Raw genomic sequence first — 15,355 nt, forward strand, 5'->3', positions numbered from 1 at the left:
GCTGTGCGATTCTCCCTGCGCTCGTCGCTCGGCCGCCTTGCGCGCGCCGCCGTGTTTCCCGCCGCGCTCGCCGTCCTCGCACTCGGCGTGCAGACCGCCCACGCGCAGATGCCGCCCGGCGCCAAGCAGCCGAGCGAGTTCCCGCGCGTGAAGCTGCGCGCCGGCATGTACGTGATCGACGCGGCCATCGCCGCGAACGATGCCGACCGCGAACAAGGGCTGATGTACCGGTCGCAGCTCGCGCCGAACGAAGGCATGCTGTTCGTGTTCAACGAGAACGCCGTGCACTGCTTCTGGATGAAGAACACGCTGATCCCGCTGTCGATCGCGTTCATCCGCGCGGACGGCACGATCACCGACATCGACGAGATGCGCGCCGAGACGACCGACAACCACTGCCCGCGCAACAACGGCGTCTATGCGCTCGAAATGAGCAAGGGCTGGTTCGCCGCGAAGGGCATCAAGCCGGGCATGAAGCTCGACGGGCTGCCCAAATCCCAGTAACGGCGTATGCCGCGGCGGTGCCGCGCATCGACCGAAGCCGGCCGCCCGTTGCGCGCCGGCTTTTTTTTCGCCCGCCGGCGACGGCGCCCGCCTTGATTCGGCAAACGCTGCCCGCATCTGCAAAAGCCACGGACAAGCGCTATGCTTTAAATCTCGCTAGTTCCAGCCCGGGCCGGCCCAGCCGGTCCGCTTACGATCCGAACCACCAGGAGGTTCACGTGCCCCGCAAAACCCCCATCGAGCGCTATCGCAACATCGGGATCAGCGCTCACATCGATGCCGGCAAGACCACGACGACCGAGCGCATCCTGTTTTACACCGGCGTGAGCCACAAGATCGGTGAAGTGCACGACGGCGCGGCCACGATGGACTGGATGGAGCAGGAGCAGGAACGCGGCATCACGATCACGTCGGCCGCGACCACGGCCTTCTGGAAGGGCATGGCCGGCAACTATCCGGAACACCGCATCAACATCATCGACACCCCCGGGCACGTCGACTTCACGATCGAGGTCGAGCGCTCGATGCGCGTGCTCGACGGCGCGTGCATGGTCTACGACTCGGTCGGCGGCGTGCAGCCGCAGTCGGAAACGGTGTGGCGCCAGGCAAACAAGTACAAGGTGCCGCGCATCGCGTTCGTCAACAAGATGGACCGCGTCGGCGCAGACTTTTTCCGCGTGCAGCGCCAGATCGGCGAGCGCCTGAAGGGTGTCGCCGTGCCGATCCAGATTCCGATCGGCGCGGAAGATCATTTCCAGGGCGTGGTCGATCTCGTCAAGATGAAGGCGATCGTCTGGGACGACGAAAGCCAGGGCGTGAAGTTCACCTACGAGGAAATCCCGGCGAATCTCGTCGAGCTTGCGCACGAGTGGCGCGAGAAGATGGTCGAGGCCGCTGCGGAAGCCAGCGAGGAACTGCTCGAGAAGTATCTGCACGACCATGAGTCGCTGACCGAGGACGAGATCAAGGCCGCGTTGCGCCAGCGCACGATCGCGAACGAGATCGTGCCGATGCTGTGCGGCAGCGCGTTCAAGAACAAGGGTGTGCAGGCGATGCTCGACGCGGTGATCGACTACCTGCCGTCGCCGGTCGATGTGCCGGCCATCCTCGGCCACGACTTCGCCGATCCGGAAAAGCCGGCGGAACGTCACCCGAGCGACGACGAGCCGTTCTCATCGCTCGCGTTCAAGATCATGACCGACCCGTTCGTCGGCCAGCTGATCTTCTTCCGCGTGTATTCGGGTGTCGTCGAATCGGGCGATACGGTGCTTAACGCGACGAAGGACAAGAAGGAGCGGCTCGGCCGGATCCTGCAGATGCACGCGAACGAACGCAAGGAAATCAAGGAAGTGCGCGCGGGCGACATCGCCGCGGCGGTCGGCCTGAAGGAAGCGACGACGGGCGACACGCTGTGCGACCCGGCCAAGCCGATCATCCTCGAGAAGATGGAATTCCCGGAGCCGGTGATCTCGCAGGCCGTCGAGCCGAAGACGAAGGCCGACCAGGAAAAGATGGGCCTCGCGCTGAACCGTCTCGCGCAGGAGGATCCGTCGTTCCGCGTGCAGACCGACGAGGAATCCGGCCAGACGATCATCTCGGGGATGGGCGAGCTGCACCTCGAAATCCTGGTCGACCGGATGAAGCGCGAGTTCGGCGTCGAGGCGACGGTCGGCAAGCCGCAGGTCGCATATCGCGAAACGGTGCGCACGACGGCGTCCGATGTCGAAGGCAAGTTCGTCAAACAGTCGGGCGGGCGCGGCCAGTACGGGCACGCGGTGATCACGCTGGAGCCGAACCCGGGCAAGGGTTATGAGTTCCTCGACGAGATCAAGGGCGGCGTGATTCCGCGCGAATTCATCCCGGCTGTCGACAAGGGCATCATCGAAACGCTGAAGAGCGGCGTGCTCGCGGGCTACCCGGTCGTCGACGTGAAGGTGCATCTGACGTTCGGCTCGTACCACGACGTCGACTCGAACGAAAACGCGTTCCGGATGGCCGGCTCGATGGCGTTCAAGGAAGCGATGCGCCGTGCGAAGCCCGTGCTGCTCGAGCCGATGATGGCCGTCGAGGTCGAGACGCCCGAGGAGTTCATGGGCAACGTGATGGGCGACCTGTCGAGCCGGCGCGGCATCGTGCAAGGGATGGAGGACATCGCGGGCGGCGGCGGCAAGCTCGTGCGCGCCGAAGTGCCGCTTGCCGAGATGTTCGGCTATTCGACGTCGCTGCGCTCGGCAACGCAAGGCCGTGCGACGTACACGATGGAGTTCAAGCAGTACGCGGAAACGCCGGCGAACGTGTCGGAAGCCGTGATCAATGCGAAAGTGAAGTAAGCGCGGGGCGCGTGCGCCCGGCGGCAAGCCGCAGGCCCGTCCGGTTCCGGACGGGCCTTTTTTTGATCCGTCGAATGCAGCGATGCGGGCAGCCGACGACGTTTTCGATCGGTACGGCGGGCATTTTTTTGGTTCTTCACGCTAATCCGTGAAGAACCATTTTTTTCGCATGCCACAATGCATCGCGATTCGTCCGACGGAACCCTCCCGATGCCACGCCCCCCTGCCCTGCGCCGCCTGCTGATGCTGTATGCCGGACTGATCGCCGCAAACGTCGCCGTCTGGCTGTGGGCGCTCGCGGTGCTGCGCGACCATCCGCTGCTGCTTGGCACCGCGGCGCTCGCGTACGGGCTCGGGCTGCGTCATGCGGTCGACGCCGATCACATCGCCGCGATCGACGTCGCGACGCGCAAGCTGATGCAGGACGGCCAGCGTCCGGTGACCGTCGGCCTGTTCTTCTCGCTCGGCCACTCGACGATCGTCATCGCCGCGACGCTCGGCATCGCGCTGACCGCGTTCGCGCTGCGCGACCGCTTCGACGCATTCCGCGAGATCGGCGGCACGATCGGCACGGCGGTGTCCGCAACCTTCCTGCTCGTGCTCGCATGCATGAACCTGGTGATCCTGCACGACGTGTGGCGGCGCTATCGCGGCGCACCGGACCATGCGCACGGCACTGCGCACACGCATCGCGCAGGCGGCCTCGTGTCGCGGCTGCTGCGCCCGCTGTTCCGGTTCGTGTCGAAAAGCTGGCACATGTATCCGGTCGGCGTGCTGTTCGGCCTGGGTTTCGATACTGCAACAGAAATCGCCCTGCTCGCGATCGCGGCCGCGCAGGCGAGCCACGCGCTGCCGCTCTATACGGTCATGCTGTTTCCCGCGCTGTTCGCGGCCGGCATGACACTGATCGACTCGACCGACAATGTGCTGATGATTCACGCGTACGGTTGGGCGATGGACGACCCGCAGCGCAAGCTGCTCTATAACGCGAGCATCACGCTGCTGTCCGCGGTCGTCGCGCTGGCCGTCGGCGGGGTCGAGGCTGCCGGCCTGCTCGCCGACAAACTGTCGCTGACGGGCCCCGTACGCGATGCGCTCGATACGCTCGGCGGCCACTTCGGCGCGATCGGCTATGGCATCGTCGCGCTGTTTCTGGTCGGCTGGATCGCGTCGATCCTGTGCCATCGCTGGCCGCGCGCTGCCGATACCGCTGCCGATACAACGGCGCGCTAACTTCGTCAGACGTTTCATTTCAGAAACAAAATACTCACAACGGTGTTTCACGCGCTGTCGTGCGATACGTGCACGCCTTGCGCCACGGGCATAGCGGGCCGATGGCACGGATCTCGCAGTTAGGGATTCGCACGGCGGGCCCGCGTGCCGATCCGTGTTCGCGGCTGGCCTCCGGCGCCGGCCCGACACGCATCGGCCGCCGAAACGACAACGCATCGTTGATGGTCCCCTGCATCACACGTTGATGGTCGCGCGTGACGAGGCATCGCGCGCATCGGGGAGATCGATGATGAGTAGAACGAAACAGCTATCCCGCGCTGTGGGGCGGTGCTATCACACGACCCTGCTGGCCGCAGCCGCGTTTGCGTGCTGCTGCTCGTATGCCGTGGCGCAGGACTCGATGTCCGACACCGCGCCCGATCCGATTGCCAGTGCGGACACCGTCATGATGCTGGCCGAGAACGCGGCGTCCTGCGCCGCCAATCCGGCTGCATGCGCGGTACACGTCTATGCCGGCCGTGGCGCGGAAGGTAGCGGTGCCGGCAGTACCACCGGCGGCGGGAGCCCGGGTAGCAACGGAAATGGCGGAAGCGGCGCCGTCGGGCCCGCAGGTGTCGGCGGAACCACAGGAGCGACATCCGGCGGCACGAGTGGCACGGGCCGTGGCGGCAACGCATCCGGCAACGGGGGTAATGGTGGTGGGACTTCGGGTGGTGGGACTTCAGGTGGCGGCACTTCGGGCGGTGGTACTTCTGGTGGCGGTACTTCTGGTGGTGGCACTTCGGGTGGCGGTACTTCGGGTGGCGGCACTTCGGGTGGTGGCACTTCTGGTGGCGGTACTTCTGGTGGCGGTACTTCGGGTGGCGGTACTTCGGGTGGCGGCACTTCGGGTGGCGGCACTTCGGGTGGCGGTACTTCGGGTGGCGGTACTTCGGGTGGCGGTACTTCGGGTGGCGGTACTTCGGGTGGCGGTACTTCGGGTGGTCATGGTGGTCATGGCGGTGGTGGCCATGGCGATGGTGGCGGCAATGGCGTAGGTAACGGTGGCGGTCACGGCGGTGGCAACGGCGGTGGTCACGGCGGTGGCAACGGCGGTGGTCACGGTGGCGGCAACGGCGGTGGCAACGGTGGCGGCAACGGCGGTGGTCACGGTGGCGGCAACGGCGGCGGCAACGGCGGTGGTCACGGCGGCGGCAACGGCGGCGGCAACGGTGGTGGCAATGGCGGTGGTCACGGTGGCGGCAACGGTGGCGGCAACGGTGGCGGCAACGGCGGCGGCAACGGCGGCGGCAACGGTGGCGGCAACGGCGGTGGTCACGGCGGTGGTCACGGCGGCGGCAACGGCGGCGGCAACGGCGGCGGCAACGGCGGTGGTCACGGCGGTGGTCACGGCGGCGGAAACGGCGGCGGAAACGGCGGCGGAAACGGCGGCGGAAACGGAAATGGCAATGGTGGTGCCGGCAATGGCGGCGCCAACGGCAATGGTGGTGGTAATGCCGGCGGCAACGGCGGTCACGGTAATGGCGGCAGCGGCGGTGCTGGCAACGGCAGTGGCAGTGGCGCTGGCGGCCAAGGAGTCGGCGGCCATGGCAATGGCGGTGGCAACGGTAATGGCAACGGCAGTGGTGGCGCCGGCAACGGCGGTGCCAACGGTGTTGGCAACGGCGGTGCCGGTGGCAATGGCGGTAACGGCGGATCAGCCGGCGGCCACGGCCACTGACCGAAGCATCGCCTGACCGGGTGCAGTCAGAGCATTTCGAGCGCGCGCTTGCTGCGCGGCGGACGGAAATAGCCGTCGAGCTGCGCGCGCTCGTCTTCGCTCAATACGAGATCGAGCGCCGCACGATTGTCGCGCACGTGCTCGATCCGCGACGCCTTCGGAATCGCGAACACGCCCCGTTGTGCGAGCACCCATGCAAGCGCGATGCGCGTCACCGACACGCCGCGCTGCCGCGCGATCTCGTCGAGCGGCGAGCGCTTCGGCAGCCGCCCATGATCGACCGGGCTGTAGGCCATCGCCGGCATCCGGTGGTCGGCGAGCCACGGCAGCAGGTCGAATTCGGGGCCCCGCCGTGCGATGTTGTAGAGGATCTGGTTGATCGCGCACGCGCCGCCGCCTGCGTCGTCGACGAGTTCGGCCATGTCGGCCGTATCGAAGTTGCTGACACCCCAGTGGCGGATCTTGCCCGCGCGCAGCAACGCCTCGAACCCCTCGACCGTCTCCTCGAGCGGCACCGAACCGCGCCAATGCAGCAGGTACAGGTCGAGACGATCGGTATGCAGACGCTTGAGGCTCGCCTCGCATGCGGCGACGACGCCGCGTCGGCTCGCGTGATGCGGATACACCTTGCTGACGAGGAACACGTCGTCGCGCAGACCCGTCAACGCCTCGCCGACGAGTTCCTCGGTCGCGCCGTCGCCGTACATCTCGGCGGTGTCGACCAGCGTCATCCCGAGCGCGATTCCCTCGCGCAATGCGGCGATCTCGTCGGCGCGGCGCGCGGGCCGCTCGCCCATTTCCCAGGTGCCTAGGCCGAGCTTCGGAATCGTCTCGCCGTCCGGCAGGACGACCGTGGCGATCGTGTCTGTCATGCGTTCCTCGCTGCAGATTCGTGGCCGCACACCGCGACCGAAGCATCAAATACGACGCATCAGTGTAGTCAATCGGTGCGGCGTTCACCTATTGCACGGCAAAAACCGGCTATAACGGCGCCGCATGATGACTTAGAATGGCCGGCAACCTGATCGATACCCATTCCATGAAGGCACCCACGGACGACCGCTGGCAGGACCTGCGCCCCGACCCCGACAACGACACGCCGCTCTACCTGCAGCTCACCCGCAAGCTCGGCGACGCGATCCACGACAATCGCTGGGCGGCCGGCGAGGCGCTACCGTCCGAGCGCGTGCTGTCCGAGGCGCTCGGCGTGTCGCGCATCACCGCACGCAAGGCGATCGCGCTGCTCGTCGAGCAGGGCCTGATTCGCCGCACGCAGGGCGCCGGCAACTTCATCCAGCCGCGTTACGAGGATCCGCTGTCGCGGCTGTCGAGCTTCAGCGAGATGCTCGAGCGCCGCGGCTTCAAGCCGAGCTCGCAATGGCTCGAGCGCGAGATCCAGCCGGCGAATCGCGACGAAGTGATTCAGCTCGGCCTGTCGCCGGCCGCATCGGTTACACGGCTGAAACGCCTGCGCCTCGCCGACGGCATCGTGATGGCCGTCGAGAACTCGACGTTCCCCGCCACGCTGATTCCCGATCCGCAGGCGATCGGCGGTTCGCTATACAGCTATCTCGAAGCGCGCGGCACGCCGATCGTGCGCGCGCTGCAGCACTTCCGCGCGGTCAACGCGACCGACGAGATCGCGCAACAGATGGGCATCGCGCCGCACGACGCGCTGCTGCTGATCACGCGGATCGGCTATACGGCCGACCAGCGTGCAATCGAGCTCACCGACACCTACTGCCGCAACGATTACTACGACTTCGTCGTCGAGCTGCGCAAGTAACGCGCACGACGCCACTCGCGCTCACAGCCAGCGCGCTTCGTCCGTGCCGAGCGGCACGGGCGGCCGAGTGAAACGCGGCGGCGTCGCCGACAGGCGTTCGGCCGGGCGCACCGCATCGATCGTGCCGAACGGCGACGCGCTCCGGTCGATCCGGTCGCGCACGTCGTCAGGCGCGAAATCCGGTGCGTGCAGGCCGTCCGGCACCACGCCGAACGATTGCAGCCAGCGCCCCGTCTGCGCGAGCGATAACCGCACGTGCCAGCTTCCCCCTTCCGTCGCCCGGCGCGCGAGCGCGATCATCGCGCCGAATGCCGCGAGATAACCCGTCGCATGGTCGAGCGCCTGGCACGGCAGATGGCGCGGGCCGTCCGTGTGCGCGGCGTGCTGCTCGCTCCATGCGATGCCGCTCGCCGACTGCACGAGGCTGTCGAAGCCGCGCCGCATCGACCACGGCCCCGCATGTCCGTACGCGGAAACCGACACGCAGACGATGCCGGGCCGCTGTTCCGCGAGCGCGTGAGGCGAGAACCCGCGCGCCGCCAGCGCGCCGGGGCGATAGGCCTGCAGGAATACGTCGGCATCGCGTGCAAGTGCGCGCAGCGTGGCGACGCCCGTCGTCTCGCGCAGGTCGATCCACGTCGAGCGCTTGCCGCGCCCGTTGTCGATCACGAGCGACGCGATGTTCGGCAGGTGCGGGCCGTTGACGAGCAGCGTCTGCGCGCCGTGCGACGCAAGCGTGCGGCCCGCGACCGGCCCCGCGATGATGCGCGTGAGATCGAGCACGCGCACGCCCGCGAGCGGCTGGTCGGGTTCACCGCGACCGATCGCCTCGACGGGCGCATCGCCGATCCGCTCGATCTCGAACAGCGGCAGCGACGCGAGCGCGCGTGCCTGGTCGTGCGCGACCCATTCGTCAGGGGTTCTGATCAATGCTGCGCACAGGCCGGCCTCGGCCAGTTCGGTATCGAGTGCCACGCCGTCCCACGTGCGGATCGCCGCGGCAACGTCGTCGCGCTGCGGGCCGCAGCCGAGCACGTCGAGAATCCCGTGCAGGTGATGCGCGAAGTTCGCATGCAGCTGGATCCAGCGTCCGTCGCGCGTGTCGTAAAAGCCCGTCACCGGATGACGCAGCTCGGGCGGCGGGCCTTCGTCCACGCGCAGGTAGCGTTCGCTGCGGAACGCGACGAGCGCGTCGTGCATCGACACGTCGACGCGCTGCGCGACGCCCGTGCGCAGCCGGTGGCATTCGACCGCAGCGAGCCCGGCTGCCGCGATCGTCGCCGCGGCGAGCGTACCGACGTGGAATGTCGACGGCAGCGTCGGATCCTGCCCCGTCACGGCCGCACGGGCCAGCGCGCCGGGTTCGCCGTGCGCGAGTTGCCACAAACGGGTCAATGCCAGTTCGGGTGTCATGGTGGAAGCGAACCGTTGAGGAGACGGAATCGAGTCTAGAATTCGCGACAGGCACGATCAATCTTGATTGCGCGAATCAATGCATAACGAATAGTTGTAGCCGGGCCGCGTTTCATGCGCCCCGGCAGGAGCGATCCGCATGACGTCCCTCAGCGCGCCGGAAGCCGCCGGCATCCTCGGTGTCAGCGTGAGCACTCTTTATGCGTATGTGAGCCGCGGCCTGCTGCGCTCGCTCCCCGACGGCGCGAGCAAGCGCCGCCGCTACGACGCGGACGAGGTGCGCCTGCTCGCGCGCCGCCGCGCCGATGCGAAACGGGCGGGCGGCGTCGCCGAACGTTCGCTCGACTGGGGTGTGCCCGTGCTCGAGTCGCGGATCACGCAGATCGCCGACGGCCGCCTGCGCTACCGCGGCGCCGACGCAATCGCGCTCGCGAACGATGCGACGCTCGAGGAAGCGGCCGCACGGTTGTGGGATTGTCCGCCCGCGCGGCTCGCCGCCGTATCGCTTGCGTCGACCGGTTTCGACGCCGCGCAATGGGACGACTGGGCTCGCCGCTGGACGCATCTCGCGCCGCTCGAACGCACGCTGGTCCTGCTTCCCGCCGCGGCCGCGTCGCTGCCGCGTCTGTGGGCACAGGGGCGCGACGCACAGTTCGACGCCGCCACGCTGCTACTGCGCGTGACGACGGCCGCGCTGGCCGGCAGCGCGCCAAATGACGCGCCCGTGCATCGGCAGCTCGCCGCCGCGTGGCGCATCCGGCGGCACGACGAAGCCGACCTGCTGCGCCGCGCGCTCGTGCTGTGCGCCGATCACGAACTGAACCCGTCGACCTTTGCGGTGCGCTGCATCGCGTCGACCGGCACCCATCTGTTCGGTGCGATCGCGGGCGGGCTCGCCGCGCTGTCGGGCCCGCGCCACGGTGGCGAGACGTTCCGCGCGGGTGCGCTGCTCGACGAAGCGGCCCGCGCCGCCGACCTCGACCGCTACCTCGCGCTGCGCGTCGCGCACGACGAACGCACGCATGGCGCGCGCACGGCGCTGTCCGGATTCGCGCACCCGCTCTATCCCGACGGCGATCCGCGTGCACGCGCGCTGCTCGACGCACTGCACGCGACGTTGCCCGACCGGGCACCGCTACAGGCGGCCCGCGCGCTCGCCGCCCGCGTCGAAGCGGCGACCGGCCTGCGGCCGGCGATCGATTTCGCGCTCGCGGTGCTGGAGCGCGCGCTTGCGCTGCCCGACGGCGCCGCGTTCACGCTGTTCGCGGCCGGCCGCACCGCGGGCTGGATCGCGCACGCGCTCGAACAGTATGCGGACGGCAAGCTGATCCGGCCCCGCGCGCGCTACGTCGGCAGCGATGCAACTGCCTGAGCGCGGCCGCCGCGCCATGCGGCGAACCGCCGCCACGCGATCGGCGCGGCCTGCACGGCCGGCGCCGCCTGCGGGCCAAAGGCGAACACCGCACCGCCCGCTGCCGCGCTGATCCATACGCGCATGCCGGGCAGCAGCGCCAGCGCCTCGCCGGCACGCAGCCAGTGATCGTCGGGCCGGCCCTCGATCGTCACCCACAAGCCGCCGTCCGCGACCTGCAGCGCGGTGCGATCGACGATCCGCCACCGTCCGGCCGGCTCGTTGCCATCCATCTCGTAAAGTCGCAGTTCGCGCATGGCCGCCTCCGGGTCGCGTGGGTTCGATGACACCAGTATTTCGGACAGTGGCAACACACGCACAGATACGCCTGCAGACGCTTCCGGCTGAACTGTACCGGTCCGCCGGCGGACGGCTGTCCGCCCGGTATCGTGCCGCGGCCGTCCGGCCCTCGCGCCCGGACCCATCCTGCGCGCCACGGCTGCTTTGCCTACAATGGCGGCTGTCCCGCGCCACCGCCCTGCCCCCATGTTCCAACGCCCGCCCGCCGCCGCTTCCGGCGAAAAGAACCTTACCGTGATGCTGTGGCTTGTCGCGACGGGCTTCTTCATGCAGACGCTCGATGCGACGATCGTCAACACGGCGCTGCCGTCGATGGCCGTGAGTCTCGGCGAATCGCCGCTGCGGATGCAGTCGGTCGTAATCGCATACTCGCTGACGATGGCGGTGATGATTCCCGTTTCGGGTTGGCTCGCGGACACGTTCGGCACGCGGCGCGTGTTCTTCAGCGCGATCCTGGTGTTCTCGCTCGGTTCGCTGCTGTGCGCGAACGCGCATACGCTGCAGCAGCTCGTCGTGTTCCGCGTCATACAGGGGGTGGGCGGTGCGATGCTGCTGCCGGTCGGTCGCCTCGCCGTGCTGCGCACGTTCCCGGCCGAGCGCTACCTGCCCGCGCTGTCGTTCGTCGCGATTCCCGGACTGATCGGGCCGCTGATCGGGCCGACGCTCGGCGGCTGGCTCGTGAAGATCGCGTCGTGGCACTGGATCTTCCTGATCAACGTACCGGTCGGCGTCGCCGGCTGCATCGCGACCTTCTACTCGATGCCCGACTCGCGCAACCCGGCCGTCGGCCGCTTCGACCTGAAGGGCTACCTGCTGCTGACGATCGGAATGGTCGCGATCTCGCTATCGCTCGACGGGCTCGCCGATCTCGGCATGCAGCACGCGGCCGTGCTCGTGCTGCTGATCCTGAGCCTCGCGTGCTTCGTCGCATACGGTCTGTACGCAGTGCGCGCGCCGCAGCCGATCTTCTCGCTCGAACTGTTCAAGATCCATACGTTCAGCGTCGGCCTGCTCGGCAACCTGTTCGCGCGGATCGGCAGCGGCGCGATGCCGTACCTGATCCCGCTGCTGCTGCAGGTGAGCCTCGGGTATTCGGCGTTCGAGGCCGGGCTGATGATGTTGCCGGTCGCGGCGGCCGGGATGTTCTCGAAACGGATCATCACGCGCCTGATCACCCGGCACGGCTACCGCAAGGTACTCCTCGCGAACACGATCATGGTCGGCGTGATGATGGCGAGCTTCGCGCTGATGCGCGACTCGGTGCCCGTGTGGGTGAAGGTCGTTCACCTCGCGCTGTTCGGCGGCTTCAACTCGATGCAGTTCACCGCGATGAACACGCTGACGCTGAAGGATCTCGGCACCGGCGGCGCGAGCAGCGGCAACAGCCTGTTCTCGCTCGTGCAGATGCTGTCGATGAGCCTCGGCGTGACCGTCGCGGGCGCGCTGCTCGCGACCTTCACCGGCATGCTGCGCACCGTCACGCCGAGCAACACGCTGCCCGCGTTCCATGCGACCTTCATCTGCGTCGGGATCATCACGGCTGCGTCCGCGTGGATCTTCGCGCAGCTCGCGCCCGAAATCCGCGGCCGCGCGCACAAGACCGATCCGTCCGAACGCGCGTAACGCACGGCTCACGCCGCCACAATCGCCACGACGGCGCGCCGCGCACCAAGTCGGTGCGCCAATGCCGCACCGCGCGGCAACCGGGGGCCGCGACAGGCCGCCGCATGGGGCGCGATGTCGTGCATGCTTCTTGCTCGCCTATTCTGTAGGTAAACTGGCAGTCTTCCTTCGGCCGACATCATGAGCATGATCGACATCGATCCACCCGGCTTCCAGCCGCCCCGCCCCGTCGCCGGCGACGACGGAAAGCGGCGCACCGTGCTGTACGGCGCGTACACCGTGTTCAGCGTGTTCCAGCCCGTTTTCTCGGTGTCGCACCGCCGCGCGATCGGCTATCACGCGTCGCTGCGCGCGCACGACGAGGAAAGCCGCCAGGTCGCGTCGCACGAGGTGTTCACGCAGGCGGCGCGGCGCGGCGACCTGCTCGAACTCGGCCGGCTCGCCGAATCGCTGCATCTCGGCAACTTCCACGCATTCGACAGCCACGACGAATGGCTCTTCCTGAGCCTGCATCCGGCCGCGCTGATGGACACCATCTACGGCGACGCGCTGCTCGCGAACCTGAAGGCGCTCGGCCTGCCGCCGCACCGCGTGGTGCTCGAGGTGCCCGAGCAGGCAGGCGGCGAGACGCCGCGCTACGCGGCGATCGTCGACGGGCTGCGCAAGGCCGGCTTCCTGATCGCGCTCGGCGGCTTCGGCGCGAAGCATTCGAACATCGACCGCGTGTGGCACCTGCACCCCGACATCGTCACGCTCGACCGCGGGATCCTCGCGCAGGCGAGCGAACATTCGCATCTCGAACGCGTGCTGCCGGGGCTCGTGTCGCTGCTGCACGAATCCGGGCAGCTCGTGCTGATGGGCGGGCTCTCGACCGAGCGCGACGCGCTGATCGCGCTCGAATGCGACGTCGATTTCGTGCAAGGGCAGTACTTCGCGGGGCCGAGCGTCGACCCCGTGCAACCGCAGGCCGCCGCCGGCTGCATGGACACGCTGTCGGCCGCATTGCGGTTGCGCGTCGCGCAGCGCGAGCGCACGCAGGCCGAGCGCCTTGCGCCGTATGTCGCCGCGCTGGAGGAAGCGAGCCAGAAGCTCGCCGCGGGCGAGCCGCTGATCGACGCGGCCGGCGCCGTGCTCGGGTTGCCGGAAACCGCGCGCTGCTTCCTGCTCGATGCATCGGGCCGCCAGATCGGCGACAACGTGCTCGCGCGCGGCAGCGTATCGCAGCGTGCGAAGCGCTTCCGGCCGCTGCTGCATTCCGAAGGCGCGAGCTGGGAGCGCCGCCCCTACTTCATCCACGCGATGCGTGCGCCGGGCCGCGTGCATCTGACGCCGCCGTACCTGTCGATCAACGAGGCGCACCTGTGCGTGACCGCATCGGTCGCCGCGACGACCGCGACCGGCATGCAGGTGCTGTGCGTGGACATCAACTGGGAAGCGGCGCTCAACCGCGAATGAGGGCGCGCGCCGCGCTCATGCGGCGCCGTCGACACCATCGACGCCCTCGGCGCGGCGCACGATCAGCCGGTGCACGCGCTTGCCGGACGACGCGCTGACCACCTCGTGCTCGTCGAGCACATGCATGCCAGCGCCGAGTGCCGCATGCATGCGCGCCGAATCGAGCGGTGTGTACAAGCGGCCGCGCTCGTCGCGCAGCGCACCGTTGCCGGCCACCCGCCAGCTCAGGTACAGCGTGCCGCCGGGCATCAGCAGCGCGGCCAGCCGCGCGGCCGCCGCGGCCGCATCCGCCTGTTCGAGGTGCATCACGACCGTCTCGCACAGTACGTTGCGGAACGCGCCGGACGGCACGCCGGCGAGCGCCGGCAGCGCAGCCAGCTCGAACGTCAGCGACGGGTGGCGCAGGCGCGCCTCGGCGAGCAACGCGGCGCTCGCATCGTAGCCGCGCACGTCGAATCCTTGCGACGCAAGCCATGCGGTGTCGCGCCCCGCGCCGCAGCCGACATCGGCCGTCGGCCCCGGCGAGAAATACTGCTCGAGCAGCGCATACATGTCGTCGGGGGCGGCCTGGTCGAGCCAGTCCTGCGCGTATTGAGCGGCATGGGCCTCGTAGGCATCGAGAGTCGGGCGATCCACCATGGCGATTGCTCCGCATACGCGTCCTGTCGTGCGACGCACCCCGCATCTTAGCCGTTGCGCATCACGCGTGGTGAGCTGCGTGGCAGGCGGCCCTATGCCGCTCGCACGTCGCCCGCGCGACACGTCGGCGCGGTCAGCTCGGCCCACAGCCATCGCCGCGCCAGGCCGGCCGCGATGCGGCCGTTTCCGCGTCGTGAACGAGCGCGCACAGCCGCGCGTTGACCTGCGCCTGCGCGCCGACGCGCGCGGCCAACGAGCGTCACCGGCGTACCGGCCGCCGCGAACTGGCCGCCGAGATTGCAGCCGACCGCGCCCGCGCCGAACACGCAGACCGGCGCGGCCGACGTGTCAGACATGCGAATGCGCGCCGCCGTGCACGGGCCCCGAACGCCGTTCGACTTCGCGGCGCACGTCGCCGCGCAGGCCCGCGAAGAACGCGACTTCGGCGACGACGAACAGCGGCCCGATCATCAAACCGACCAGGTCGTCGACAAACGCTGGCTTGCGCCCCTCGAACCAGTGCCCGACGAACTGCACGATCCAGCCAACGACGAACGCGCCGATGCCGATGCCGAGCCATTGCACGGTCGGCAGCAGTGCAAGCGTCTGCGCGGCCCACAGGCCGAGGGCGAACAGCGCGGTCATCACCACGCCGAAGCGCAGGTCGAGGCGCAGGTAGAACACCGCGAACGCCACGGCGAGCAGCAGCGCCGGCGACAGCGCGACGCCGGCCAGCATGCCGAGCACCGGCCGCGACAGCAACACCTCGACCGCGAACACGATCATCGGGATGCCGACCAGATGCGTCGCGATGTTGCGCGCGTCGCGATGGTAGGCCGCATACTGGGAAAGGTGGTCTTCGAGCGTCTTCACGGCGTCTCCTGAACGATCATTGAGCGCTATGATGCGCGTCACGCCCGAGAACCTCTGTCAGCTACCCG

General features: G+C 68.5%; 14 protein-coding genes and 1 pseudogene. 9 read left to right on the forward strand and 6 right to left on the reverse strand.

Annotation, left to right across the window (positions count from 1 at the left end; genetic code table 11):
- Positions 1-3 precede the first annotated feature (3 nt).
- The 5 genes from AC1Z3W_RS32910 (at position 4) to AC1Z3W_RS32930 (ending at position 5,803) form a co-directional block, all read left to right on the forward strand.
- Positions 4-504, forward strand: a complete 501-nt coding sequence (locus AC1Z3W_RS32910; RefSeq protein ID WP_057926087.1) for a DUF192 domain-containing protein — start codon at positions 4-6, stop codon at positions 502-504.
- 218 nt (positions 505-722) lie between these two features.
- Entirely contained in the window at positions 723-2,834 is a 2,112-nt protein-coding gene (gene fusA / locus AC1Z3W_RS32915; protein ID WP_057926088.1) for an elongation factor G, read from the forward strand.
- A 210-nt stretch (positions 2,835-3,044) separates the two neighbouring features.
- Positions 3,045-4,067, forward strand: a complete 1,023-nt coding sequence (locus AC1Z3W_RS32920) for a HoxN/HupN/NixA family nickel/cobalt transporter (RefSeq protein ID WP_483509316.1) — start codon at positions 3,045-3,047, stop codon at positions 4,065-4,067.
- Between the two features lie 692 nt (positions 4,068-4,759).
- Complete coding sequence (locus AC1Z3W_RS32925) at positions 4,760-5,104, forward strand: hypothetical protein (protein WP_483509317.1); 345 nt, start codon at positions 4,760-4,762, stop codon at positions 5,102-5,104.
- 6 nt (positions 5,105-5,110) lie between these two features.
- Complete coding sequence (locus AC1Z3W_RS32930; RefSeq protein ID WP_483509318.1) at positions 5,111-5,803, forward strand: hypothetical protein; 693 nt, start codon at positions 5,111-5,113, stop codon at positions 5,801-5,803.
- A gap of 10 nt (positions 5,804-5,813) precedes the next feature.
- Here AC1Z3W_RS32930 and AC1Z3W_RS32935 read toward each other — a convergent pair whose 3' ends face one another.
- Positions 5,814-6,659 (reverse strand): aldo/keto reductase, encoded by an 846-nt coding sequence (locus AC1Z3W_RS32935; protein WP_057926092.1) that lies wholly within the window; start codon positions 6,657-6,659, stop codon positions 5,814-5,816.
- Between the two features lie 167 nt (positions 6,660-6,826).
- Between AC1Z3W_RS32935 and AC1Z3W_RS32940 the strand changes: the two genes are divergently transcribed.
- A complete protein-coding gene (locus AC1Z3W_RS32940) occupies positions 6,827-7,573 on the forward strand; it encodes a GntR family transcriptional regulator (RefSeq protein WP_057926215.1) in 747 nt (248 codons plus the stop codon).
- Between the two features lie 21 nt (positions 7,574-7,594).
- Here AC1Z3W_RS32940 and AC1Z3W_RS32945 read toward each other — a convergent pair whose 3' ends face one another.
- The gene (locus AC1Z3W_RS32945) at positions 7,595-8,986 is read right to left on the reverse strand and encodes a CoA transferase (RefSeq protein ID WP_057926093.1); all 1,392 of its coding nucleotides are present in this window, start codon (positions 8,984-8,986) and stop codon (positions 7,595-7,597) included.
- 139 nt (positions 8,987-9,125) lie between these two features.
- On the opposite strand from AC1Z3W_RS32945, the gene AC1Z3W_RS32950 reads away from it, so the two are divergent.
- The gene (locus AC1Z3W_RS32950; protein WP_057926094.1) at positions 9,126-10,358 is read left to right on the forward strand and encodes a citrate/2-methylcitrate synthase; all 1,233 of its coding nucleotides are present in this window, start codon (positions 9,126-9,128) and stop codon (positions 10,356-10,358) included.
- On the opposite strand, the gene AC1Z3W_RS32955 is transcribed toward AC1Z3W_RS32950, so the two are convergent.
- A complete protein-coding gene (locus AC1Z3W_RS32955; RefSeq protein ID WP_483509319.1) occupies positions 10,331-10,654 on the reverse strand; it encodes a DUF2917 domain-containing protein in 324 nt (107 codons plus the stop codon). The two genes, AC1Z3W_RS32950 and AC1Z3W_RS32955, sit on opposite strands and share 28 nt — an antisense overlap.
- Positions 10,655-10,883: 229 nt before the next feature.
- Here AC1Z3W_RS32955 and mdtD point away from each other — a divergent pair, with 229 nt between their 5' ends.
- The gene (mdtD, locus tag AC1Z3W_RS32960; RefSeq protein WP_057926096.1) at positions 10,884-12,320 is read left to right on the forward strand and encodes a multidrug transporter subunit MdtD; all 1,437 of its coding nucleotides are present in this window, start codon (positions 10,884-10,886) and stop codon (positions 12,318-12,320) included.
- A gap of 180 nt (positions 12,321-12,500) precedes the next feature.
- The gene (locus AC1Z3W_RS32965) at positions 12,501-13,775 is read left to right on the forward strand and encodes an EAL domain-containing protein (protein ID WP_124833697.1); all 1,275 of its coding nucleotides are present in this window, start codon (positions 12,501-12,503) and stop codon (positions 13,773-13,775) included.
- Positions 13,776-13,790: 15 nt separating this feature from the next.
- On the opposite strand, the gene AC1Z3W_RS32970 is transcribed toward AC1Z3W_RS32965, so the two are convergent.
- From AC1Z3W_RS32970 to AC1Z3W_RS32980, 3 genes and pseudogenes are all read right to left on the reverse strand, one after another.
- The gene (locus AC1Z3W_RS32970) at positions 13,791-14,414 is read right to left on the reverse strand and encodes a class I SAM-dependent methyltransferase (RefSeq protein WP_057926098.1); all 624 of its coding nucleotides are present in this window, start codon (positions 14,412-14,414) and stop codon (positions 13,791-13,793) included.
- A 239-nt stretch (positions 14,415-14,653) separates the two neighbouring features.
- Positions 14,654-14,770: pseudogene (locus AC1Z3W_RS32975) on the reverse strand (2-dehydropantoate 2-reductase N-terminal domain-containing protein); the annotation flags it as partial.
- The gene (locus AC1Z3W_RS32980; RefSeq protein WP_124833696.1) at positions 14,763-15,287 is read right to left on the reverse strand and encodes an Mpo1 family 2-hydroxy fatty acid dioxygenase; all 525 of its coding nucleotides are present in this window, start codon (positions 15,285-15,287) and stop codon (positions 14,763-14,765) included. The pseudogene AC1Z3W_RS32975 and the gene AC1Z3W_RS32980, both read right to left, overlap by 8 nt.
- Positions 15,288-15,355: the final 68 nt, after the last annotated feature.

It is taken from the genome of Burkholderia sp. 10_S31 (genome assembly GCF_056930375.1).